Below are 22,808 nucleotides of genomic sequence, written 5' to 3'. Positions count from 1 at the left end.
GGTCCCCGCACCGCGGGAAGCCGGAAAGGGACCTGTCCGGGCGACGGACGGGACGGACCCTGGCCGGGGGATGGACAATGTGCTGCCGGTCGGGAACCGTGCAGGAAGAAGACGCGACGAAGCCGGCCGCCGGACCCGACAGGGAAACCGCGGCCGGGCCTACTCAAGACACGCAGGAGCAAGTGGTGATCGAAGAGACCCTCCTCGAGGCCGAGGAGAAGATGGAGAAGGCCGTCGTGGTCGCCAAGGAGGACTTCGCCGCGATCCGCACCGGCCGTGCGCACCCGGCGATGTTCAACAAGATCGTGGCCGATTACTACGGCGCGCCGACGCCGATCAACCAGCTGGCTTCGTTCTCCGTGCCGGAGCCGCGCATGGCCGTCGTGACCCCGTTCGACAAGACCGCGCTGCGCAACATCGAGCAGGCGATCCGCGACTCCGACCTGGGCGTCAACCCGAGCAACGACGGCAACATCATCCGCGTGGTGTTCCCCGAGCTCACCGAGGAGCGCCGCCGCGAGTACATCAAGGTCGCCAAGGGCAAGGGCGAGGACGCCAAGGTGTCCATCCGCTCCGTGCGCCGCAAGGCCAAGGACGCCATCGACAAGCTGATCAAGGACGGCGAGGTCGGCGAGGACGAGGGCCGTCGTGCGGAGAAGGAGCTCGACGACACCACCGCGAAGTACGTGGCGCAGGTGGATGAGCTGCTGAAGCACAAGGAAGCGGAGCTGCTCGAAGTCTGATGAACGACACTTCCTGGGGAGCGCCGCGGCAAGCCGGGTACTGGGGGCCCGCGGACGGGTCACCCGCCCATCAGGGACCCGTCCCGGGGACCGCCCCGCCGGGTCCCGCGTACGATGCGCATGACGCCCAGCGGACCCGCCCCATGCCCGTCGTGCCCGCTCACGGCGGAAACCAGGATGACGATCGGGGTGCCGCCCAGCCGGGTGGCACCCCGTACCGCGACGACACGCCTCAGCCGCCGCACCAAGCGTCGCGGCAGTGGCCCCTCGACACGCCGCAGACACCGTCCTCCCACGGGACGGCCTCGCAGAATCCGGAGCCCATGCCCGACGCCCCGCAGCCGGCGCCCGCGCCGCAGAAGAAGAGCGCGGGTCGCGACCTGGGCGCCGCCATAGGCGTCGGCCTCGGGCTCGGCGCGGTGATCGTCGTGTCGCTGTTCGTCGTCAAGGCCGTGTTCGTGGGTGTCATCGCGATCGCGGTCGTGGTCGGCCTGTGGGAGCTCACCAGTCGGCTCGACGAGCGCAAGGGCATCAAGGCGCCGCTCGTGCCGCTGGCGGTCGGCGGTGCGGCCATGGTGGTCGCCGGGTACGTCCGGGGTGCCGAGGGCGCCTGGGTGGCGATGGCGCTGACCGCGCTCGCGGTCCTGGTCTGGCGGATGACGGAACCGCCGGAGGGCTACCTGAAGGACGTCACGGCCGGCGTCTTCGCGGCGTTCTACGTGCCGTTCCTGGCCACGTTCGTCGCGATGATGCTGACCGCGGACGACGGCCCGCGCCGCGTGCTGACCTTCCTCGTGCTCACGGTCGTCAGCGACACGGGCGCGTACGCCGTCGGCTGGCGCTTCGGGCGGCACAAGCTCGCCCCGCGCATCAGCCCGGGCAAGACCCGCGAGGGTCTGTTGGGCGCGGTGGCCTTCGCGATGGTGGCCGGCGCGCTGTGCATGCAGTTCCTGATCGACGACGGCGCCTGGTGGCAGGGCCTGCTGCTCGGCCTCGCGGTCGCCGCCACCGCCACCCTCGGCGACCTCGGCGAGTCCATGATCAAGCGGGACCTGGGCATCAAGGACATGGGCACCCTGCTCCCGGGCCACGGGGGCATCATGGACCGCCTCGACTCCCTGCTGCCCACCGCGCCGGTGGTCTGGCTCCTGTTGGTCCTCTTCGTCGGCTCCGCCTGAGCCCACGACCACCGAGCCCCCACCCCGCCGGGTGGGGGCTCGACGCCGTTACCGCGTGGACCACCTGCCGGGCCCGACGTTAAAGTCCTCTCCATGGGGCAGGCTCGGCTGGGGGATGACGGCACGTATCACGGTGAGCTGCGGTGCCGATGGTGCGAAGCCCTCCTCAAACAGGACGGACGGCGCAAGCCACGGCTGTACTGCGGTGCCTCGCATCGCACGAAGACGTACGCTGCCTGGGTCGGCGCACTGATCGCCGGCCTCTTCTGACCCCGGCCCCCGGCTGTCCACAGCCGATCGGGCCACCCGAGTGGATCTGCGACACTGGTACCACCATGCCCAAGCCCGGAGAACTCACTTTCGTCGCCCCGCGCGGTGCCAAGAAGCCGCCGCGGCACCTTGCCGACCTGTCGCCCGCCGAGCGCAAGGAGGCCGTCGCCGCGATCGGCGAGAAGCCGTTCCGTGCCAAGCAGCTCTCGCAGCACTACTTCGCGCGGTACGCGCACGACCCGGAGCAGTGGACCGACATCCCCGCCGGATCCCGCGCCAAGCTCCAGGAGGCGCTGCTTCCCGAACTGATGACGGTCGTACGGCATCTGTCGACCGACGAGGGGACCACCCGCAAGACGCTGTGGCGCCTGTTCGACGGCACGCTCGTGGAGTCGGTGCTCATGCGCTACCCGGACCGGGTGACCATGTGCATCAGCTCGCAGGCGGGCTGCGGCATGAACTGCCCGTTCTGCGCCACCGGACAGGCCGGGCTCGACCGGAACCTGTCGACCGCCGAGATCGTGCACCAGATCGTGGACGGGATGCGCGCCCTGCGGGACGGAGAGGTCCCCGGTGGTCCCGCGCGCCTGTCGAACATCGTCTTCATGGGCATGGGCGAGCCGCTCGCCAACTACAACCGCGTCGTCGGCGCCATCCGCGCCCTGACCGACCCCGAGCCGGACGGGCTCGGCCTGTCCCAGCGCGGGATCACCGTCTCGACGGTGGGTCTGGTCCCGGCCATCCACCGGTTCTCCGACGAGGGCTTCAAGTGCCGCCTCGCCATCTCCCTGCACGCACCGGACGACGAGCTGCGCGACACGCTCGTCCCGGTCAACACGCGGTGGAAGGTGCGGGAGGTGCTCGACGCCGGATTCGAGTACACCGCCAGGTCCGGGCGCCGGCTGTCCATCGAGTACGCGCTGATCCGGGACATCAACGACCAGGCGTGGCGCGGCGACCGGCTCGGCCGGCTGCTCAAGGGCAGGCCGGTGCACGTCAACCTCATCCCGCTGAACCCGACGCCCGGCTCCCAGTGGACCGCGTCCCGCCCCGAGGACGAGAAGGCGTTCGTCGAGGCGATCGCCGCCCACGGTGTGCCGGTGACCATCCGGGACACCCGCGGTCAGGAGATCGACGGCGCCTGCGGTCAGCTGGCTGCCACCGAAAGGTAGCCGGACGGTAGGCTGATACCGCACACATCTTCATATTCCGACAGGGGAGCGCCACAGCGCTGAGAGTGCGGCACCGGCCGCAGACCCTCTGAACCTCGCCCAGGTCATTCTGGGTAGGAAGTTCGGTCATCACTCAAGCTGTTGTGCCCTGCCCGGGTGTCCCTCGCGGATCCCGGGCAGGGCCGCGTCTCTTCCTGGCCAACCCCCAGGAGGACTTCAGTGCACACCAAGACGTTCGCCGCCGTGGCGGTCGGGCTCGGCCTGGTCACGCTGTCGGCGTGCGGTTCGTCGCCGGGCGGGAAGAGTTCGGCCGGCTCCAGAACGGTGACCCTGGTCAGCCACAACTCGTGGGCCGCGTCCAAGAGCGTCATCGCGGACTTCGAGAAGACCTCCGGCTACAAGGTCAAGGTCCTCGAGGACGGCGACGCCGGCCAGGCCGTCAACAAGGCCATCCTCACCAAGGGCAACCCGCAGGGCGACGTCTTCTTCGGCGTCGACAACACGCTGCTGTCCCGCGCCCTGGACAACGGGCTGTTCCAGTCGTACGAGCCGAAGGGTTCGGACCTGATCCTGCCGCAGTACCGCGTCGACGAGGCGAAGCACCGGGTCACGCCCATCGACACCGGCGACATCTGCGTCAACTACGACAAGAAGTACTTCGCCGACCACAAGCTGACCCCGCCCGCCTCGTTCGACGACCTGGTCGAGCCGGAGTACAAGAACCTCCTCGTCACCGAGAACGCCGCCACCTCCTCGCCCGGCCTCGGCTTCCTGCTCGGCACCGCCGCCCAGTACGGGGACAAGGGCTGGCAGGACTACTGGAAGAAGCTCAAGGCCAACGGCGTCAAGGTCGTCGACGGCTGGGAGCAGGCCTACAACCAGGAGTTCTCCGGCTCGGCCGGCGGCAGGAAGGCCAAGGGCGACCGTCCCCTCGTCGTCTCCTACGCCTCCTCGCCGCCCGCCGAGGTCATCTACGCCGACCCGCGGCCGAAGACCGCGCCGACCGGCGTCGTGCAGGGCACCTGCTTCCGCCAGGTCGAGTACGCAGGACTGCTCGCCAACGCCGGGAACACCGAAGGGGGCAAGGCCCTCCTGGACTTCCTGATCACCAAGAAGTTCCAGGACGACATGCCGCTGAACATGTTCGTCTACCCGGTGCGCCAAGGCGCCCAGGTGCCCCCGGAGTTCGCGAAGTACGGCCCCCAGGCCAAGAACCCCGGGACCATGGCCCCCGCCAAGATCGCCGCCAACCGTGACCAGTGGGTCAAGTCGTGGACCTCGCTCGTCCTCAGGTAGGCCGCCGACGCGGCCGCCGTACGGGGAACGCGGCGCGGCTCGGTCTCATGGCCGTGCCCGTCGCGTTCTTCGCGGCGTTCTTCGCCTATCCCGTGGCCGCGATCGTCCGGCGCGGTCTGGAGGCCGACGGGGCCTGGCGGTTGGGGCGGATCGCCGATGTGCTCGGGCAGTCCGACATCCGGCACGTGCTGTGGTTCACCACCTGGCAGGCGCTCGCCTCCACCGCGCTCACCCTGCTCGTGGCCCTGCCCGGCGCCTATGTCTTCGCGCGCCTCGACTTCCCCGGCCGGCAGGTCCTGCGGGCCGTCGTCACCGTGCCGTTCGTGCTGCCCACGGTCGTGGTCGGCACCGCGTTCCTCGCGCTGGTCGGGCGCGGCGGCCTGCTCGACGAACTGTGGGGCGTACGGCTGGACACCACGGTCTGGGCGATCCTGCTCGCCCACGTCTTCTTCAACTACGCCGTCGTCGTACGGACCGTGGGCGGCCTGTGGGCGGGACTCGACCCGCGCCAGGAGGAGGCGGCCCGGATGCTCGGCGCCTCGCCGCTCGCCGCCTGGCGCAAGGTCACCCTGCCCGCGCTCGCGCCCGCGGTCGCCGCCGCCGCACTCATGGTCTTCCTGTTCACGTTCACCTCCTTCGGTGTGGTGCAGATCCTCGGCGGCCCGACCTTCTCCACCCTCGAGGTGGAGATCTACCGGCAGACGTCCGAGATCTTCGACCTGGCCACCGCCGCGGTCCTGACGATCCTCCAGTTCGCCGCGGTGGGCGCGATCCTCGCGGTGCACGCCTGGACCGTGCGGCGCCGGGAGACCGCGCTGAAGCTGGTCGACGCCTCGCTGACCGCCCGCCGGCCGCGCGGCGCCGGGCAGTGGACGCTGCTGGCCGGGGTCCTCGCCACCGTCGCCGTCCTCCTCGTGCTGCCGCTCGCCGTGCTGGTGCAGCGGTCGCTCACCGCGCCAGGGTTCGGCTACTACCGGGCGCTGACGAACGCGGACGGCGGCACCTTCCTGGTCGCGCCGATCGACGCCGTCGGTACCTCCCTGAGCTATGCCGCCGCGGCGACAGCCATCGCCGTGGTGATCGGCGCTCACGCCGCCGCGGCCCTCACCCGCCGTGACGCGGGCCGGCTCGTACGCGGCTTCGACGCGCTCCTGATGCTGCCGCTCGGGGTCTCCGCGGTGACCGTCGGCTTCGGCTTCCTGATCGCCCTGGACCGCCCGCCGCTGGACCTGAGGCAGTCCTGGATCCTGGTCCCGCTCGCGCAGGCCCTGGTCGGCGTGCCCTTCGTCGTACGGACCATGCTGCCCGTGCTGCGCGCGGTGGACGCACGGCTGCGGGAGGCGGCGGCCGTGCTCGGGGCCTCGCCGTGGCGGGTGTGGCGGGAGGTCGACCTGCTCCTGGTGCGGCGGGCGCTGCTCATCGCCGCCGGGTTCGCCTTCGCGGTGTCACTGGGGGAGTTCGGGGCGACCGTGTTCATCGCGCGGCCCGACAACCCGACGCTGCCGGTCGCCGTGGCCCGGCTGATCGGCCGGCCCGGGGACCTCAACTACGGCCAGGCGATGGCCCTGTCGACGATTCTGATGGTGGTGTGCGCGGTGGCGCTGCTGGTGCTGGAGCGGCTGCGCACCGACCGGAGCGGGGAGTTCTAGATGCTGCTGAGCCTTGAGGCCGCGACCGTGCGCTTCGGCGGGCGGGCCGCGCTGGACGCGGTCGGCCTGTCGGTCGCGGAGCACGAGATCGTGTGCGTGCTCGGGCCCAGCGGCAGCGGCAAGTCGACGCTGCTGCGCGCGGTGGCCGGGCTTCAGCCGCTGGACTCCGGGCGGGTGCTGCTGGACGGGCGGGACCAGGCTGGGGTACCGGTGCACCGGCGCGAGGTCGGGCTGATGTTCCAGGACCACCAGCTGTTCCCGCAGCGGGACGTGGCCGGAAACGTCGGCTTCGGGCTGCGTATGCAGGGCGCCCCGAGGAGTGAACGGGACGCCCGCGTGGGGGAGTTGCTGGAGCTGGTCGGGCTGCCCGGCGCCGGGCAGCGGGCCGTGGCCGCGCTCTCCGGCGGGGAGCAGCAGCGGGTGGCCCTCGCCCGTGCGCTCGCCCCCCGGCCGCGGCTGCTGATGCTGGACGAGCCCCTCGGCCAGCTCGACCGCTCGCTGCGGGAGCGTCTCGTCGTCGAACTGCGGGAGCTGTTCGGGCGGTTGGGCACCACCGTGCTCGCCGTCACGCACGATCAGGGCGAGGCCTTCGCCCTCGCCGACCGGGTCGTGGTGATGCGGGACGGCCGGATCGCCCAGTGGGGCACGCCGCTCGAGGTGTGGCAGCGGCCGGCGGACGCCTTCGTGGCCCGATTCCTCGGCTTCGAGAACGTGCTGGAGGCGAACGTGGACGGCGAGGTCGCGGTCACCCCGTGGGGCAAGGTGCCGGTCCCCGACGGCTCGGCCCAGGGCACCCGCACCCTCCTCGTCCGGCCCGCCGGAGTCCGCCTCGTCCCCGCCGCCGAGGGACTGCCCTGCACGGTGACCGCCCGCACCTTCAAGGGCACCCACGTCACCGTCCACCTCCAGCCCGACAACGCCCCCCGCCTGGAAGCCGCCTGCGCCCTGCGCGCGGCACCGGAGGTCGGGGACGAGGTGGCCGTGGAGTTCGACACGACCGAAATCGTGGTGCTCGATCGACCACAGGGCACCTAGTGTGCGGTCATGACGCTGCTTTCCTACGACCGTTACTGTGACGAAATCGCTTACCAAGTCGACGAGTTGCGCTCCCTGCTCGCCTCCGGCGCCGATCTGTCCGGCACCGTTCCGACCTGTCCGGACTGGACGCTGGAGGAGCTCGTACGGCACATGGGCGGGGCCCTGCGCTGGGTGGAGGCGCTGGTCCGGACCCGCGCGCTGGAGAACCTCCCGGACGACGCGGTCCCGCTCGCCAAGGGGCCGAAGGAGCAGGGCGACCCGGCCGCGCTGGACGCCTGGCTGGCGGAGACCGGCCGGACGGTCGTCGACACCCTCCGCGAGGCCGGACCCGACACGAAGGTGTGGACCTGGGCCGGGATCCTCGACACCGGCTTCTGGGCCCGTCGTATGACCCACGAGATCACGATCCACCGTGCCGACGCGGCGCTTGCCGCGGGCCGGCCCTACGAGGTCGCCGCGGACGTGGCCGCCGACGCCGTCGACGAGTGGCTTCAGATCGTGGAGTTCATCCAGCGGAAGAAGGCGACCCCGGATGCCCCGGAGCTGCGCGGTCCGGGCCGCAGCATCCATCTGCACGCCACCGACGGCGATCCCGGGCTGAACGCCGAGTGGGTCATCGAGCTGACCGAGGAGGGCGTCACCTGGCGCCGCGGTCACGAGAAGGCGGCCGTCGCCCTGCGCGGGCCGCTCACCTCCGTGCTGCTCGCGTTCTACAGCCGGCTGCCCCTGGACAGTCCCGAGCTGGAGGTACTCGGCGAGCGGGAGCTGCTGGAGTTCTGGCTGACGCAAGCGACCTTCGGGTGAACGACCGTGGCCCGCCCCCGAGTTCGGGTGCGGGCCACGGGTGGTGCGCTGGTGGGGCGTCAGCGGTTGCTGTTCGCTCCACGGCGGCGCATGCCGAAGAAGACCGCGCCACCGCCGACGACGACCAGGGCGGCCGCGATGCCGGCGATCATGCCGGTGTTGGAGTCGGCGCCGGTCTCGGCGAGGTTGGAGTCACCGACCGCGGGCGACGGAGCGTTGTTCTCGCTGCCGGCGGGAGCGGTGGTGCTCTCCGAGGCGGACGCGGTCGGGGCCGCGGACTCCGACTCCGACTCCGACGGCGACTCGGACGGAGTCTCCGACTCCGTCGCCGACGGGGCCGGCGTCTCCGGCGCCGACGGCGTGGCCGGAGTGCTCGGGGTCTCCGTCTTGCAAGCCGTGGACGGAGTGGTCAGGTTCGGCTTGATGTCCTCGTTGACCAGCTTTCCGTCCTTGCCGGCCTTGACGTGGATGCGGTAGGTGGCGTTCGGCTGCCAGTCCTCGGCGAAGGTGATCGTGGTGCCCTCACGGGAACCCTTCACCGTGAGCTCACCGACCTCGCGGGCGTCGGCGCCGTTGTTCTGGAGGAACACGGAGACGACGGCCTCGGTACGAGAGGGGTCCTTGTCGGTGACGACGATGACGCCCTTCTCGCCGTCGCACTTGGCTTCGGCGGAGAACTCCTTGATGTTGCAGGCGAGCGCGTTGCCCGCGGCGCCGAGAGCGAGAGCGGCGGACGCGGAGGCGACACCGAGGATGCGCACGGTGCGTGCGGTACGACGGGATATGGACAAGATGGCCACTTTGCCCTTCACGGGATGCCCAATTGCGGGGGGTTTGAGGGGTGTTGAGGCAACGACGAAGCTGAGCTCCCAGTAACCCCAGGAGGCTCAGGTTTATAAGCGCTCCGGCGGGAGTGTCAATCCGTCAGCCCCTCAGCGGCGTTGACTTTACCTCATTATTAACTAGGTGAATGTTTCAACGGGTTGGCATGAGTCTGGGCGGGTGCCGACGCACCCGCCCAGACGATCCTGTCCTCAACCCCCAGTGGGCTCAGCCCTGCACCGCAGCCGGGTCCATCCACATGACCTCCCAGGTGTGGCCGTCGAGGTCGTCGAAGGAGCGGCCGTACATGAAGCCCTGGTCCTGGGCCTCGCCGGTCGCGGTGCCACCGGCCGCGATTGCCTTCTGCACCAGTTCGTCGACCTTCTCGCGGCTCTCCGCGCTCAGGCAGATCAGCACTTCGCTGGACTTCGTCGAATCCGCGATCTCCTTCTTGGTGAAGTTGGCGTAGTGCTGCTTGCTGAGCAGCATCGCGATGATCGTGTCGCTGATGACGACGCAGGCGCATTCGTCGGTGGAGAACTGGGGGTTGATGGTGTAGCCGAGCTCGGTGAAGAACCTCCTGGACGCGGCCACGTCGTTCGTCGCCAGGTTCACGAAGATCATCTGCTGGTACATGGCGGGGTCTCTCCCATCGCGGTTCGTTGCCGTTCTCAGGGGTAGACCCGGGGTCCGCGCGGAACTCATCGGCGGCCCCGGGATTTCTTTCGCGCGTCTTCTCCGGAGCGGGTGGGCCGGCGGGCCGGTGGCTCAGGGGGCCAGCGGCAGGGCGGCGAGATCGGCGACCATCAGGGTCAGCGGGATGAACAGGGCCAGCAGGGCGAGGCAGCGCAGGAGGGCGGCGGAGCGCAGCACCGAGGCCGGTGCGCCGAGCCGCAGCAGCGCGGCGATGGCGTCGGCACGGGACTGCCTCGCCTCGACGGCGGCGATCAGCAGGGTGGTCACGGCGCAGCCGGCGACGAGCAGCGCGCCCAGCGTCGTCAGCGGGCCGAGCGCCCGGGCGGTGCCCTCGTAGGCCGCGATCACGGCGTACGTCCCCGACCCCACCGCGCAGACCACGCCCAGCGGGCGGCCGATGCGGCCCGCCTCCTCCATCAGGACGCGTCCGGCCAGGAGCCGCAGGGCGCCCGGGCGCGCGGACTGGAGCACGCGGCCGCACAGGTGGGTGAGCCCGGGGCCGGCCAGGGCGAGGCCGAGTGCGGTCATCAGCCAGCCGATGAGGACCGGGGCGGAGCCGGACGCCAGGCCGCCGGGGAGGACCGGGCCGGGGACGGCGCCGGGGGTGGTGGACCGTCCGGCGTACGTCTCCACGGCCAGGCCGGCGGCGAGTACGGCGATGCCCCAGGGGAGTCCGGTGGGCGGCTGCCGAGGGGCCGGGGGCCGATCGGGGTCGGTGTCGTCGTGCGCGGGTTCGTGACCGGCGTCCTGGGGGGTGCCGGACAGGTCGTCCCCGGACAGGTCGGCCTCGCTCGGAGGGGCGCCGGACAGGTCGTCCCCGGTCCGCACCGTGCCGTCGGCCGTGTCCTGGGGCCGGACCGCGCACGCCGTCGCCGACCGGTCCTGCCCCGCCGGCCGGTCCTGTCGCCTGGCGGACCCGTCGCCGAGGCGTGCCCCGAACCGGCCGTACGCCCCGAACGTCTCCCGCGTGGCGGTGCGCCGGTACGCCCCGAAGCGGCCGTACCTCCGGCCGGTGTTCCGGGCCGTCGTGAGCCTCGCCTCCCGGGGGCACAGCACCAGCGCGACCGCCACCGAGGTGAGGACGGGGACGACGGTCAGCAGCGTCAGCACGGCCGGCACCGGCAGTGGCTCCCCGGCCGCCAGGAAGGCGGGTGCCGCGCCGTCGAACGGCAGTTCCGTGCCGTCGCCGCGCAGGTACATGAAGACCAGCAGCGCGAGCAGCGAGCCGAGGCCGCAGGCCAGGGCGGTCGTGGCCGCCGAGACGGCCATCAGACGGCCCGGGCCGAGACCGAGCGCCGACAGGCCCGACCGGGGACGGGTCCCCGGGTCGGTGCGGGCCACCGCGACCGCGAGGTACACCGTCGCGGCCAGGGGCAGCACGCACCAGGACAGGCGCAGCGCCGCGGCGGCCGAGTGCTCCGGGTGGCCGAGCGCGTAGCCGAGGCTGGACAGCAGCAGGAAGCCCGTGCCCGCCGACGCCACAGCGACCGTCAGGCGGCGCAGCTGGACGCCCGGGCGGGCGACGCGGGTCAGACGGAGAGCGAGCACGCGGCCCGGCCTTCCGCGGTGTCGCCGACCGGGGGCAGGTGCACGGTTTTCACGCACCGCCCGTCGAGCACCGCCACCGTCCGGTCCGCGAAGGCCGCGGTCTCCGGGTCGTGGCTGGCGAGCACGACCGTGATGCCGTGCGAACGGGCCGCGGTGGTGAGCGTGCGCAGCACGTGGGCGCGGTCGGCGCGGTGCAGCGGGGCCGTCGGCTCGTCGGCGAACAGCACCGTGGGGAAGGGGGCGAGCGCGCGGGCGATGCAGACGCGCTGCCGCTCGGCCTGGCGCAGCCGGTGCGGGCGCATACGGGCCAGGTCGCCGACGTCGAGGCGCTCCAGCCACTCCTGGGCGGCCACCTTGGCCCGCCGCCGGCTCGTGCCGCGCAGCATCAGGGGCAGGGCCGTGTTCTCCCAGACGTTCAGCTCCGGTACGAGCACGGGCGTGGGGTCGACCCAGCCGAACCGGTCGCGGCGCAGCCGCTCACGGGCCAGCGGGCCCAGGGTGTGCACCGGGACGCCGTTGAACCAGACCTCGCCGTGCCGCACCCGCGTCAAGCCGGACAGGCACCGCAGCAGGGTGGTCTTGCCGCTGCCGCTCGGCCCGTTCACGGCGAGGATCTCGCCCTGCGCGACACCGAGGGAGACGCCGCCGAGGGCGGGTGAACCGTCGTCGTGGGTGTAGTGCAGGGCCCGCGCCCAGAGCACCTCGTTGTCGGGTGGGACGTCCATGGGCGTGCACCTCGGTTCTCATCGGGAATGCCGTGCCGTGTCCCCCGTACGGGCGAACGAGTGTGAAGACCTCGGGTCACGGGGCCGGTCCGACGCAGAGTGACGCGTCAAGGGCACGCTAGGCAGCGCCTGGGGAGAGCCCGGACAGCACACGGCCCCGGGCCGCCGTTTCCCACTCGAACGGACGGCACCGGGGCCGGTGTTGATCAGCTGATCGCAGGTGTGCGCCTTTCGCGCGGCGGTCGGGCCGCCGCGGTCACAGCTTGGTCCACGCCTCCGACAGGGTCGCGCGCAGGATCTGCTCGATCTCGTCGAAGGTCTCCTGGGTGGAGATCAGCGGCGGGGCGAGCTGGATGACCGGGTCGCCGCGGTCGTCGGCACGGCAGTACAGACCGTTGTCGAACAGCGCCTTGGAGAGGAAGCCGTACAGGACCCGCTCGGTCTCCTCCTCGTTGAAGGACTCCTTGGTGTGCTTGTCCTTCACCAGCTCGATGCCGTAGAAGAAGCCGTTGCCGCGGACGTCGCCGACGATCGGCAGGTCGTGCAGCTTCTGCAGGGTGGAGAGGAAGGCGCCCTCGTTGTCCAGCACGTGCTGGTTGAGGCCCTCGCGCTCGAACAGGTCGAGGTTGGCCAGGCCCACCGCGGCGGAGACCGGGTGGCCACCGAAGGTGTAGCCGTGCAGGAAGGTGTTGTCGCCCTTGTAGAAGGGCTCGGCCAGGCGGTCGGAGACGATGCACGCGCCGATCGGGGAGTAGCCCGAGGTCATGCCCTTGGCGCAGGTGATCATGTCCGGGACGTAGCCGAACTTGTCACAGGCGAACGTGGTGCCCAGACGGCCGAAGGCGCAGATGACCTCGTCGGAGACGAGCAGCACGTCGTACTGGTCGCAGATCTCGCGCACACGCTGGAAGTATCCGGGCGGCGGCGGGAAGCAGCCGCCGGCGTTCTGCACCGGCTCCAGGAAGACCGCGGCGACCGTGTCCGGGCCCTCGAAGAGGATCTGCTGCTCGATCTGGTCGGCGGCCCAGCGGCCGAAGGCCTCCGGATCGTCGCCGAAGATCGGGGCGCGGTAGATGTTGGTGTTCGGCACCTTGTGCGCGCCCGGAACCAGCGGCTCGAACGGCGCCTTCAGGCCCGGCAGGCCGGTGATGGACAGGGCGCCCTGCGGGGTGCCGTGGTAGGCGACCGCGCGGGATATGACCTTGTACTTGGTGGGCTTGCCGGTCAGCTTGAAGTACTGCTTGGCGAGCTTCCAGGCGGTCTCGACCGCCTCGCCGCCGCCGGTGGTGAAGAAGACCTTGTTCAGGTCGCCCGGGGCGTGGTGCGCCAGACGCTCGGCCAGCTCGACGGCCTTGGGGTGGGCGTAGGACCAGACGGGGAAGAACGCCAGCTCCTGCGCCTGCTTGGACGCGGTCTCGGCCAGCTCCGTGCGGCCGTGACCGGCCTGGACCACGAACAGACCCGCGAGACCGTCGAGGTAGCGCTTGCCCTTGTCGTCGTAGATGTAGGTGCCCTCGCCGCGCACGATCGTCGGCACGGGGGCGTTCTCGTACGAGGACATGCGGGTGAAGTGCATCCACAGGTGATCGTACGCGGTACGGCTGAGGTCCTTGCTCACGGTTATCGGGTTCCCCACATGTAGGTCTGCTTCTTGAGCTTGAGGTAGACGAAGCTCTCGGTGGAGCGCACGCCGGGCAGTGCCCGGATGCGTTTGTTGATGACGTCCAGCAGCTGGTCGTCGTCCTCGCAGACGATCTCGGCGAGGATGTCGAACGAGCCCGCGGTCATCACCACGTACTCGACTTCCGACATGCCGGTCAGAGCGTCGGCCACGGACTCCGTGTCGCCCTCGACGTTGATCCCGACCATCGCCTGCCGGCGGAAGCCCACGGTGAGCGGGTCGGTGACGGCGACGATCTGCATCACGCCCTGGTCGAGCAGCTTCTGGACGCGCTGGCGCACGGCCGCCTCGGACAGGCCGACGGCCTTGCCGATGGCGGCGTACGGACGGCGGCCGTCCTCCTGCAACTGCTCGATGATGGCGAGGGAGACGGCGTCCAGGTGCGGGCTGCTCCCGTTCCTGGACTCGCGGGAGTCCCTCTGCTCTGCGCTTCGACTGGGCACGACCTCACTGTGCACGACGTATCGACAGTTCCGCAAGGCCGATGCAATGAAATTCGTTGTTTGCGAGACCGAGACGTGCGGATTTCGCAGAACTCGCGGCGGCGGGGGTGTTGAAAACGTGGGCCCCCGGACTAGGGTGGGTGCCTCAGCGATGGGACATCTTGAACAAGATCAGGAGGGCCGGCAGTGAGCACCGAGCTGCGTCGTCTGCGCAACTACATCGACGGTGAGTTCCGGGACGCCGCCGACGGACGGACCACCGAGGTGGTCAACCCCGTGACGGGCGAGGCGTACGCGACCGCGCCGCTTTCCGGGCCGGCGGACGTGGACGCCGCCATGGCGGCCGCGGCCGCGGCCTTCCCGGGCTGGCGCGACACCACCCCGGCGGAGCGCCAGAAGGCCCTGCTGAAGATCGCGGACGCCTTCGAGGAGCGCGCCGAGGAACTGATCGCGGCCGAGGTGGAGAACACGGGCAAGCCGATCGGGCTGACCCGCTCCGAGGAGATCCCGCCGATGGTCGACCAGATCCGCTTCTTCGCGGGTGCGGCCCGGATGCTCGAGGGCCGCTCGGCCGGCGAGTACATGGACGGGCTGACCTCGATCATCCGCCGCGAGCCGATCGGCGTCTGCGCGCAGGTCGCGCCGTGGAACTATCCGATGATGATGGCCGTGTGGAAGTTCGCCCCGGCCCTCGCCGCGGGCAACACGGTCGTCCTGAAGCCGTCGGACACCACCCCCGCCTCCACGGTCCTGATCGCCGACATCATCGGCTCGATCCTGCCCAAGGGCGTCTTCAACGTCATCTGCGGCGACCGCGACACCGGGCGTCTGATGGTGGAGCACCCGACCCCGGCGATGGCCTCCATCACCGGTTCCGTGCGCGCCGGCATGTCGGTCGCCGAGTCGGCCTCCAAGGACCTCAAGCGGGTCCACCTGGAACTGGGCGGCAAGGCCCCGGTCGTGGTCTTCGAGGACACCGACATCGACAAGGCCGTCGAGGACATCTCGGTCGCCGGCTTCTTCAACGCCGGCCAGGACTGCACGGCCGCCACCCGTGTCCTCGTCCACGAGTCCATCCATGACGCGTTCGTCTCCGCGCTCGCCAAGGCCGCGGCCGAGACCAAGACCGGGCAGCCGGACGACGAGGACGTCCTGTTCGGTCCGCTGAACAACCCCAACCAGCTCAAGCAGGTGGCCGGCTTCATCGAGCGGCTGCCCGCCCACGCGAAGGTCGAGGCCGGCGGCCACCAGGTCGGCGACAAGGGCTACTTCTACGCCCCGACCGTCGTCTCCGGCCTGAAGCAGGACGACGAGATCATCCAGAGGGAGGTCTTCGGCCCGGTCATCACCGTGCAGTCCTTCTCGGACGAGGACCAGGCCGTGGAGTGGGCCAACGGCGTCGACTACGCGCTGGCCTCCTCGGTGTGGACCAAGGACCACTCCCGCGCCATGCGGATGTCCAAGAAGCTCGACTTCGGCTGCGTGTGGATCAACACCCACATCCCGCTGGTCGCCGAGATGCCGCACGGCGGCTTCAAGAAGTCCGGCTACGGCAAGGACCTGTCGGCGTACGGCTTCGAGGACTACACGCGGATCAAGCACGTCATGACGTCGCTCGACGCGTGACGCCGACCGCGCGTCACTGACCGCGTGACGCGCTGATCGCGTGGCTCGCCCGCTCGCGGCCCCGGACGGAGGACGGACCGTCCGGGGCCGTGGTGTGTCCGGGGCCGGGCGGTGGTCGACGCGGTGTGTCCAGGGCGGGCGGTGGTCGACACGGTGTCTCCGCGGCCGGGCCGTGATCGACAAGGTGTCGGCTCCCTACCGGCGTGCTCGACGCTGCGTCGATTGTCCGGCCGCGGACAGGAGCGGCATCCTGGGCCGGTGCCCAAGACTCCGAAGACGCCCCCGCTCTCCCGTCGCTCCCTGCTGCGTGCCCTGGGCGGCACGGCCGCGCTCGGTGCGCTCGCCGGCTGCGGGGTGCCCGCCGCCTACGTCCAGCCCGGTGACCGCGCCATCCCGGACATCTCCGCCACCGATCACCGGCTGACCTGGGCGAACTGGCCGCTCTACATCGACACCGACGACAAGAACCCGAACAAGCGGCCCACTCTGGAGGCCTTCGAGAAGCAGACGGGCATCGCCGTCGACTACGTCGAGGAGATCAACGACAACGACGAGTTCTTCGGCAAGATCAGCCCGTCCCTGATGAACCATCAGGACCCGGGCCGCGATCTCATCGTGATCAGCGACTGGCTGTGCGCGCGGTTCGTCCGGCTGGGCTGGGTGCAGGAGATGGACCGCGCCCGTCAGCCGCAGGTGGCCAAGTATCTGGACCCGCTGCTGCGCGACCCCGCCTTCGATCCGGGACGCAAGTTCACGATGCCGTACCAGTCGGGCATCACCGGCATCGCCTACAACCGCCGCAAGCTCGGCCGCGAGATACGCCAGGTCTCCGACCTGTGGGCGAGCGACCTCAAGGGCCGGGTCACCCTGCTGTCCGGCCTGGACGAGGCGTTCGCGCTGCTGATGCAGGCCAACGGCGTGGACATCACCAAGTGGAAGACCCACGACTTCGACAAGATCTGCGACCAGGTGGAGCGGCAGATCCGCAAGGGCCACATCCGCCGCTTCACCGGCAACGACTACACCAAGGACCTGGTCAGCGGGGACGTCCTGGCCTGCCAGGCCTACTCGGGCGATGTGATCCAGCTCCAGGCGGACAACCCCGACATCCGCTTCGTCGTGCCCGAGGAGGGCGCGGAACTGTGGTCGGACTCCTGGATGATCCCCAACCGGGCCGGCCACAAGGCCAACGCGGAACGCCTGATCGACTACTACTACGACCCCGAGGTGGCCGCGGAACTCGCCACCTGGGTCAACTACGTCTGCCCCGTCCCGGCGGCCCAGGCGGTGCTCGCCGACTCCAAGGACCAGGACACCGCCGAACTCGCCGAGAACCCGCTGATCTTCCCCGACGCCACCATGCGCGAGCGCCTCGCCATCGCCCGCGACATGTCCTCCGGGGAGCGTGTGGAGTTCGCCAAGCGCTGGAACGCCATCGTGGGCCTGTAGCAGACTCACCTGCGTGACGCACACGTAGAGCGACCAACCGGTGTGCCCCGCCGTCACGTTCGGGCTGCTGGCGGCCTGGGCCCCGCACGATGTGGCGGAGTTGGCCGCCGTGCCGGGCTGGCAGCGGCGCAGCGTATCGGCGCTGCGGGAGCGCTTCCCGGGGGTGCCGGAGGCGGTGTGGCGGCGACTGGGGTCCGTGGACACGCGTGAATTCGCGGTGGTCGTTGGGATGATGGGCGCCATCGCCGCCGCCGCGTCCGTCGGGGAGGGCACCCATCGCCGAGGCGTTCCGGAGCAAGTGCCGGACCGTACCGAGGTGTTGTCGGGGGCCCGCCGCTAGGGTCCTTCGTCGGGATCGGACCGGATCAGGGAGCCCGGCATGATCCGAACGAGAGGCCCTACGGTGCCGCGGTCTGCGCGGTGCGCAGGGTGTGCAGCAGGTCGACGCGGTTGGTCGTGATGGAGTCGGCGCCGAGGTCGAGGAGGCGGCGCAGGGAGCGTCGGGTGTCGGGGGTCCAGACGGACAGCAGGTAGCCGTCGCGATGGACACGGGTGGCGAGGTCCCGGTCCACCAGGGTGAACCGGTAGTTCAGCCACCGGGGCCGCACCGCCTCCAGCAGCCCGGCCCGCGGGGGCGCCAGGCTCGTCCAGGTCAGCGCGATCTCGGCGGCCGGGTCGGCGGCGCGCACCGCGAGCATGGCCTCGGCGCCCGCGCAGTAGTACACGCGGTCCCGCGCCCCGCACGCGTCGACCACGTCGACGATCCGCCGCACCGCCCGCGGGCGGGCCGGGCCCGGCAGGTCGATCATCACCCGGCCGGTGCCCGTCGCGGCGAGGGCGTCCTCCAGCGTGGGCACCCGGCCGTCCGTCACGTCGCGCAGTTCTGCCGCGGACAGCGCGTGCAGCGGCCGGTCGTGGGCCCACAGCCGCTTCAGCGACTCGTCGTGCAGCAGCACCGGAACACCGTCCCGGGTCAGCCGTACGTCGATCTCGACCGCGTCCGCGCCCTGTACGAACGCGGAGCGCAGCGAGTCGACGGTGTTCTCGCGGAAGCGGTAGGGGTCGCCGCGGTGCGCCACGGCGGTCACGGTCTGCATGGGCCCCATTGTGTCCCGCCGTGTCCCGCTCAGGGCGCGAGCCACCGCGCGGTGTAGGCGTCGATCTCCTCCACGATGCTCGCCTTGCCGGCCGTGTCCAGGAAGGAGGCGTGCGCAGCGTTCTTGGCCAGCTCGGCCAGGCCCCGCTCGTCGAGGTCGAGCAGCCGGCCGGCCACGGCGTACTCGTTGTTGAGGTCGGTGCCGAACATGGGCGGGTCGTCGGAGTTGACCGTGACGAGCACCCCGGCGCGGACGAACTCCTTGATGGGGTGTTCCTCCATGGTGCGCACGGCCCGGGTGGCGATGTTGGAGGTGGGGCAGACCTCCAGCGGGATGCGGTGCTCGGCGAGGTGGGCGAGCAGCTTCGGGTCCAGGGCGGAGCTGGTGCCGTGGCCGATGCGCTCGGCGCGCAGCTCGGTCAGCGCGTCCCACACCGTCTCGGGCCCGGTGGTCTCGCCCGCGTGCGGCACGGAGTGCAGCCCGGCGGCGATGGCCCGGTCGAAGTAGGGCTTGAACTGGGGCCGCGGTACGCCGATCTCCGGCCCGCCGAGCCCGAACGACACCAGGCCCTCGGGGCGCAGCCGGTCGTCGGTGGCGAGCCGGATGGTCTCCTCGGCCGATTCGAGACCGGCCTCACCGGGGATGTCGAAGCACCAGCGCAGTACGGTTCCGAACTCGGCCTCGGCCGCCTTGCGGGCGTCCTCGATCGCGTCCATGAAGGCGCGCTCGTCGATGCCCCGCCGGGTGGAGGAGAACGGCGTGATGGTGAGCTCCGCGTAGCGCACCTGCTGCCGGGCCAGGTCGCGGGCCACCTCGTAGGTCAGCAGCCGGACGTCTTCCGGGGTGCGGATCAGGTCCACGACGGACAGGTACACCTCGATGAAGTGGGCGAAGTCCGTGAAGGTGAAGTAGTCGGCCAGGGCCTCGGGATCGGTGGGCACCCTGGAGTCGGGGTGGCGGGCGGCCAGCTCGGAGACGATCCGGGGGGAGGCGGACCCGACGTGGTGCACGTGCAGTTCGGCCTTGGGCAGTCCGGCGATGAAGGCGTGCCGGTCGCGCGGCGCGTGCGGGTCGAACAGTGCGTGCGGGTCACGGGGTGCGTACTGGTCGGTCAACGGGTCCCTCCCCGGGAAGGGCGCCGCGGGCCCTGCGGGCGCGGCGCTGGTGATCGGCTGATCGGTGAGCACCGTCATCGTAGGCGCATGCCCCGCCGTGGCCGCGGGCCGCGTTCCCGACCGGGGGCGGTGCTGCCCGGTGCCCGGCCGCTCGCCTGCGCCGACGAGGCCTTAGCATGGCGGGGCGATCGATCGAGGGGGAGACGACGAGATGACGGACGGAACGCAGGCCGGCGGGGGCGCGGGAGCCGAGGATCCGTGGGCGCCGCCCGGCAGCAGGCCTTCTCTGGAGAAGAACACGTCCGACCCGGCGCAGTCGCCCGGGCCCGGGCAGGCGCCCGGCTTCGCCCCGCCTGCCTTTCCCCCGCCCTCCGTGCACGACCAGGAGACGATGGTCTCGATGCCGGGGGCCGGTTTCCCGCCGCCCGGCTACGGTGGCCCCACCGCGGACTCCGCCGTGCCGCCGCCACCCGTCGCTCCCACCGGTCCGGGCATACCCACCGGTCCTGTACCCGACGGGTACGGCTACCCCGCCTATCCGGGAGCGGGCCAGGGCTGGCCCGGTATGCCGATGCCCCCGCAGAACGGGATGGGCACCGCCGCGATGGTGCTCGGCATCCTGTCCTGCACCATGTTCTGCTTCTACGGCATCTTCGGGGTGGTGCTCGGCGTCCTCGCCGTGATCTTCGGCATCAAGGGCCGCCGGAAGGCCGAACGCGGCGAGGCCAACAACCACGGCCAGGCCCAGGCCGGCCTGATCACGGGAATCATCGGCATCGTCCTCGGCCTCGCCACGATCGTCCTGCTGGTCATCGGCGTCTTCTATGTCAACAACGTCGAGGTCTCCTCGGACAGCACCTGGGACGAGGGCGCCCGCGCCCCCCTGCCGGCCGTGACCGTCCTGACCGACCGCTGACACCGGGGCCGGCCCGCACTCGGTGCGGGCCGGTGCTGCCCCGCCTGGCCCCACCCGGCCCGCACGCTGCCGCCAGCTCGGCCCGCACTCCGCGCGGGCCGGTGCTGCCCCGCCTGGCCCCACCCGGCCCGCATGCCGCCGTCGGCCCGGCCCGCACTCCGCCGCCAGCCCGGCCCGCACTCCGCGCGGGCCGGTCAGCTCGCCCGCGTGCCGGCCCGCAGCCGCTCGCGCGTCTCCATCAGCGCGAAGCCCAGCAGGTTCGGCCCCCGCCAGCGCTCCGGATCGGCCGCCGCCTCGTCGCCGGCGGCCAGTCCGATGCCCCATATCCGGTCCACCGGGCTGGCCTCCACCAGCACACGGTCGCCCGTGGCCAGCAGGAACTCGCGCAGCACGGGGTGGGCGGCGAACTTGTGGACGCCGCCCTCCACCACGATCCGGAACCGCTCCCGCTCCCACACGTCCTCGTCGAAGCCGCGCACGAGCCGCCCCGCAGTCTTGGCCTCCGCCGGATGCCGCGCGGCCAGTACCCGCCGCTCCGCCTCCGCGTCCTCGAACAGCCGCGCCTTGCCGGCCATCATCCAGTGCTCCGCGGTCGCGTACGGCACCTCGTCCACCGTGAACGGCGACGGCCACCACTGACTCAGACAGCTCGGGCCGACCCGGCCGTCCGGGTGCGGCCGATGCCCCCAGAAATACAGGTAGCGCACGCGGGTCCCCGCGCGGACTTCCCTGGTCAGAGCCTGCCAGGAGTCGATGTTCCCCATGCACGCGAGTGTGGCACGCACCACGGACACACCGTCCTGCCTTTTCCGTGCCTACTCGACACCTGGTCGACAGATTCCGTCGCGTAACCAAAAGGCAACAACGGAATCACTTGTTGGAGTCCCCGAGCTCTGTCAGGATCGGCACTCAAATCGAGCTGGAGCTACGCCACCTGCCCTCGGTGACCGAGGGGCAACGGCGGAGGAGAGCGACATGCACAACCCGGGCACCGCCACCCCGGACCGATTCCCGGCGCAGGACCGTTTCGCTGACGGTGCGCAGTACATCGCCGGAAGGCTGACCAAGGGCACCTCGGGCCGCAGCCACGCGGTCGTCGACCCTGCCACCGGCGAGGAGGTCTACACGTACGAACTGGCCGGCCCCGAGGACGTCGACGCCGCGGTGGCCGCCGCGCGCGAGGCGTTCCCCGGCTGGGCGGGCGCCACGCCCGGCGACCGCTCGGACGCGCTGCACCGCTTCGCGGCCGTGCTCGCCGACCGGGCGGAGGACTTCGCCCGCGCCGAGTCCCTCCAGTGCGGCAAGCCGCTGAAGCTGACCCGCGAGTTCGACGTGCCGGGCACGATCGACAACGCGGCCTTCTTCGCCGGCGCCGCCCGGCATCTGCAGGGGCAGTCGGCCGGTGAGTTCTCCGGCGACCACACGTCCTACGTCCGCCGTGAGCCCATCGGGGTCGTCGGCTCCATCGCGCCCTGGAACTACCCCCTCCAGATGGCCGCCTGGAAGATCCTCCCGGCCATCGCCGCGGGCAACACCATCGTGCTCAAGCCGGCCGAGCTGACCCCGCTGACCGCGCTGATGTTCGCCCAGGCCGCCACCGACGCGGGCATCCCGGACGGCGTGATCAACATCGTCACCGGCACCGGCAAGGTGGCCGGCGAGCACCTGATCGGCCACCCGGACGTGGCCATGACGTCCTTCACCGGCTCCACCGCCGTCGGCAAGCGTGTCGCCGAGATCGCCACCGCGAGCGTCAAGCGGCTGCACCTGGAGCTCGGTGGCAAGGCGCCGTTCGTGGTCTTCGACGACGCCGATCTGGAGGCCGCCGTCAACGGCGCGGTCGCGGGCGCGCTCATCAACACCGGGCAGGACTGCACGGCCGCCACGCGCGCGTACGTGCAGCGCCCCCTGTACGAGGAGTTCGTCGCACGGACGGCCGCCCTGATGGCGACCGTCCGGCTCGGCGACCCGTTCGCCCCCGGCACCGACCTCGGCCCGCTGATCTCGCACGTCCACCGCGACCGCGTCGCCGGCTTCGTCGACCGGGCGCGTGCCTACGCGCGCGTGGTCACCGGCGGTGAGGCTCCCCAGGGCGAACTGAAGAACGGGGCGTACTATCGCCCCACCCTCGTCGCGGACGCCGCGCAGGACAGCGAGATCGTCCAGTCGGAGATCTTCGGTCCGGTGCTGGTCGTTCTGCCGTTCGACAGTGATGATGAGGGGATTCGGCTGGCCAACGACACTCCGTACGGTCTGGCGGCCTCGGCGTGGAGCCGGGACGTCTACCGGGCCAACCGCGCGACGCGGGAGATCAAGGCGGGGTGCGTGTGGGTCAACGACCACATTCCGATCATCAGCGAGATGCCGCACGGCGGTTATAAGCAGTCCGGCTTCGGCAAGGACATGTCCTCGTACTCGTTCGAGGAATACACGCAGATCAAGCACGTCATGTTCGACAACACGGCGGTGTCCCGCAAGGACTGGCACCGCACGATCTTCGGGGACCGATAGCAACGACCAGGCCTTGAACCAGGCCTTCC

21 protein-coding genes and 1 riboswitch are annotated in these 22,808 nt (G+C 71.1%); of the genes, 12 read left to right on the top strand and 9 right to left on the bottom strand.

The window, feature by feature from the left end:
• Nucleotides 1-185: 185 nt before the first annotated feature.
• The 7 genes from frr to TNCT6_RS07655 all read left to right on the top strand — a co-directional run bounded on the left by frr (nucleotide 186) and on the right by TNCT6_RS07655 (nucleotide 8,150).
• Nucleotides 186-743 (top strand): ribosome recycling factor, encoded by a 558-nt coding sequence (gene frr / locus TNCT6_RS07685; protein WP_064537659.1) that lies wholly within the window; start codon nucleotides 186-188, stop codon nucleotides 741-743.
• A complete protein-coding gene (locus TNCT6_RS07680) occupies nucleotides 743-1,921 on the top strand; it encodes a phosphatidate cytidylyltransferase (RefSeq protein ID WP_141357905.1) in 1,179 nt (392 codons plus the stop codon). Before frr ends, TNCT6_RS07680 begins: the two co-directional genes overlap by 1 nt.
• Nucleotides 1,922-2,256: 335 nt before the next feature.
• Entirely contained in the window at nucleotides 2,257-3,363 is a 1,107-nt protein-coding gene (gene rlmN / locus TNCT6_RS07675) for a 23S rRNA (adenine(2503)-C(2))-methyltransferase RlmN (RefSeq protein WP_141357903.1), read from the top strand.
• Between the two features lie 32 nt (nucleotides 3,364-3,395).
• Nucleotides 3,396-3,501: riboswitch (TPP riboswitch) on the top strand.
• Between the two features lie 81 nt (nucleotides 3,502-3,582).
• Nucleotides 3,583-4,659, top strand: coding sequence for a thiamine ABC transporter substrate binding subunit (locus TNCT6_RS07670; protein WP_141357901.1), 1,077 nt, complete (start codon nucleotides 3,583-3,585; stop codon nucleotides 4,657-4,659).
• 47 nt (nucleotides 4,660-4,706) lie between these two features.
• Complete coding sequence (locus tag TNCT6_RS07665; RefSeq protein ID WP_141357899.1) at nucleotides 4,707-6,308, top strand: iron ABC transporter permease; 1,602 nt, start codon at nucleotides 4,707-4,709, stop codon at nucleotides 6,306-6,308.
• On the top strand, nucleotides 6,309-7,343 hold the full coding sequence (locus tag TNCT6_RS07660) for an ABC transporter ATP-binding protein (protein ID WP_141357897.1): 1,035 nt from the start codon (nucleotides 6,309-6,311) through the stop codon (nucleotides 7,341-7,343).
• Between the two features lie 9 nt (nucleotides 7,344-7,352).
• Nucleotides 7,353-8,150, top strand: a complete 798-nt coding sequence (locus TNCT6_RS07655; RefSeq protein ID WP_141357895.1) for a maleylpyruvate isomerase N-terminal domain-containing protein — start codon at nucleotides 7,353-7,355, stop codon at nucleotides 8,148-8,150.
• Nucleotides 8,151-8,209: 59 nt separating this feature from the next.
• Here the strand turns inward: TNCT6_RS07655 and TNCT6_RS07650 are convergent, their stop codons facing one another.
• From TNCT6_RS07650 to TNCT6_RS07625, 6 genes are all read right to left on the bottom strand, one after another.
• Nucleotides 8,210-8,950, bottom strand: a complete 741-nt coding sequence (locus tag TNCT6_RS07650; protein ID WP_141357893.1) for an LAETG motif-containing sortase-dependent surface protein — start codon at nucleotides 8,948-8,950, stop codon at nucleotides 8,210-8,212.
• Between the two features lie 250 nt (nucleotides 8,951-9,200).
• Complete coding sequence (locus TNCT6_RS07645) at nucleotides 9,201-9,608, bottom strand: VOC family protein (RefSeq protein WP_141357891.1); 408 nt, start codon at nucleotides 9,606-9,608, stop codon at nucleotides 9,201-9,203.
• Between the two features lie 132 nt (nucleotides 9,609-9,740).
• On the bottom strand, nucleotides 9,741-11,216 hold the full coding sequence (locus TNCT6_RS07640; RefSeq protein ID WP_141357889.1) for a hypothetical protein: 1,476 nt from the start codon (nucleotides 11,214-11,216) through the stop codon (nucleotides 9,741-9,743).
• Nucleotides 11,198-11,941, bottom strand: coding sequence for an ABC transporter ATP-binding protein (locus TNCT6_RS07635; protein ID WP_141357886.1), 744 nt, complete (start codon nucleotides 11,939-11,941; stop codon nucleotides 11,198-11,200). The genes TNCT6_RS07640 and TNCT6_RS07635 overlap by 19 nt, the downstream gene beginning before the upstream one ends.
• Before the next feature lie 256 nt (nucleotides 11,942-12,197).
• Entirely contained in the window at nucleotides 12,198-13,577 is a 1,380-nt protein-coding gene (locus tag TNCT6_RS07630) for an aspartate aminotransferase family protein (protein WP_141357884.1), read from the bottom strand.
• Complete coding sequence (locus TNCT6_RS07625; protein WP_141357882.1) at nucleotides 13,562-14,080, bottom strand: Lrp/AsnC family transcriptional regulator; 519 nt, start codon at nucleotides 14,078-14,080, stop codon at nucleotides 13,562-13,564. The genes TNCT6_RS07630 and TNCT6_RS07625 overlap by 16 nt, the downstream gene beginning before the upstream one ends.
• A 171-nt stretch (nucleotides 14,081-14,251) precedes the next feature.
• On the opposite strand from TNCT6_RS07625, the gene TNCT6_RS07620 reads away from it, so the two are divergent.
• The 3 genes from TNCT6_RS07620 to TNCT6_RS07610 all read left to right on the top strand — a co-directional run bounded on the left by TNCT6_RS07620 (nucleotide 14,252) and on the right by TNCT6_RS07610 (nucleotide 17,480).
• Nucleotides 14,252-15,691: a gamma-aminobutyraldehyde dehydrogenase gene (locus TNCT6_RS07620; protein WP_141357880.1), complete on the top strand. Its 1,440-nt coding sequence runs from the start codon at nucleotides 14,252-14,254 to the stop codon at nucleotides 15,689-15,691.
• 258 nt (nucleotides 15,692-15,949) lie between these two features.
• Entirely contained in the window at nucleotides 15,950-17,140 is a 1,191-nt protein-coding gene (locus tag TNCT6_RS07615) for a PotD/PotF family extracellular solute-binding protein (protein WP_141357878.1), read from the top strand.
• Between the two features lie 40 nt (nucleotides 17,141-17,180).
• Nucleotides 17,181-17,480: an HXXEE domain-containing protein gene (locus TNCT6_RS07610; protein WP_216372772.1), complete on the top strand. Its 300-nt coding sequence runs from the start codon at nucleotides 17,181-17,183 to the stop codon at nucleotides 17,478-17,480.
• Between the two features lie 58 nt (nucleotides 17,481-17,538).
• Here TNCT6_RS07610 and TNCT6_RS07605 read toward each other — a convergent pair whose 3' ends face one another.
• Together TNCT6_RS07605 and TNCT6_RS07600 are read right to left on the bottom strand one after the other, a co-directional pair.
• Nucleotides 17,539-18,237 (bottom strand): glycerophosphodiester phosphodiesterase, encoded by a 699-nt coding sequence (locus TNCT6_RS07605; RefSeq protein ID WP_141357876.1) that lies wholly within the window; start codon nucleotides 18,235-18,237, stop codon nucleotides 17,539-17,541.
• A gap of 29 nt (nucleotides 18,238-18,266) precedes the next feature.
• Complete coding sequence (locus TNCT6_RS07600; protein ID WP_253266051.1) at nucleotides 18,267-19,430, bottom strand: adenosine deaminase; 1,164 nt, start codon at nucleotides 19,428-19,430, stop codon at nucleotides 18,267-18,269.
• 133 nt (nucleotides 19,431-19,563) lie between these two features.
• Here TNCT6_RS07600 and TNCT6_RS07595 point away from each other — a divergent pair, with 133 nt between their 5' ends.
• Nucleotides 19,564-20,268, top strand: coding sequence for a DUF4190 domain-containing protein (locus TNCT6_RS07595; protein ID WP_141357874.1), 705 nt, complete (start codon nucleotides 19,564-19,566; stop codon nucleotides 20,266-20,268).
• Nucleotides 20,269-20,462: 194 nt separating this feature from the next.
• Here the strand turns inward: TNCT6_RS07595 and TNCT6_RS07590 are convergent, their stop codons facing one another.
• A complete protein-coding gene (locus tag TNCT6_RS07590) occupies nucleotides 20,463-21,032 on the bottom strand; it encodes an NADAR family protein (protein ID WP_141357872.1) in 570 nt (189 codons plus the stop codon).
• Nucleotides 21,033-21,243: 211 nt separating this feature from the next.
• Between TNCT6_RS07590 and TNCT6_RS07585 the strand changes: the two genes are divergently transcribed.
• Complete coding sequence (locus tag TNCT6_RS07585; RefSeq protein WP_141357870.1) at nucleotides 21,244-22,779, top strand: gamma-aminobutyraldehyde dehydrogenase; 1,536 nt, start codon at nucleotides 21,244-21,246, stop codon at nucleotides 22,777-22,779.
• Nucleotides 22,780-22,808: the final 29 nt, after the last annotated feature.

The sequence above is a fragment of the Streptomyces sp. 6-11-2 genome (assembly GCF_006540305.1).
Lineage (GTDB): Bacteria > Actinomycetota > Actinomycetes > Streptomycetales > Streptomycetaceae > Streptomyces.
Note: the sequence above shows the minus strand (reverse complement) of the source record. Positions and strands in the feature narration are given on the sequence as shown.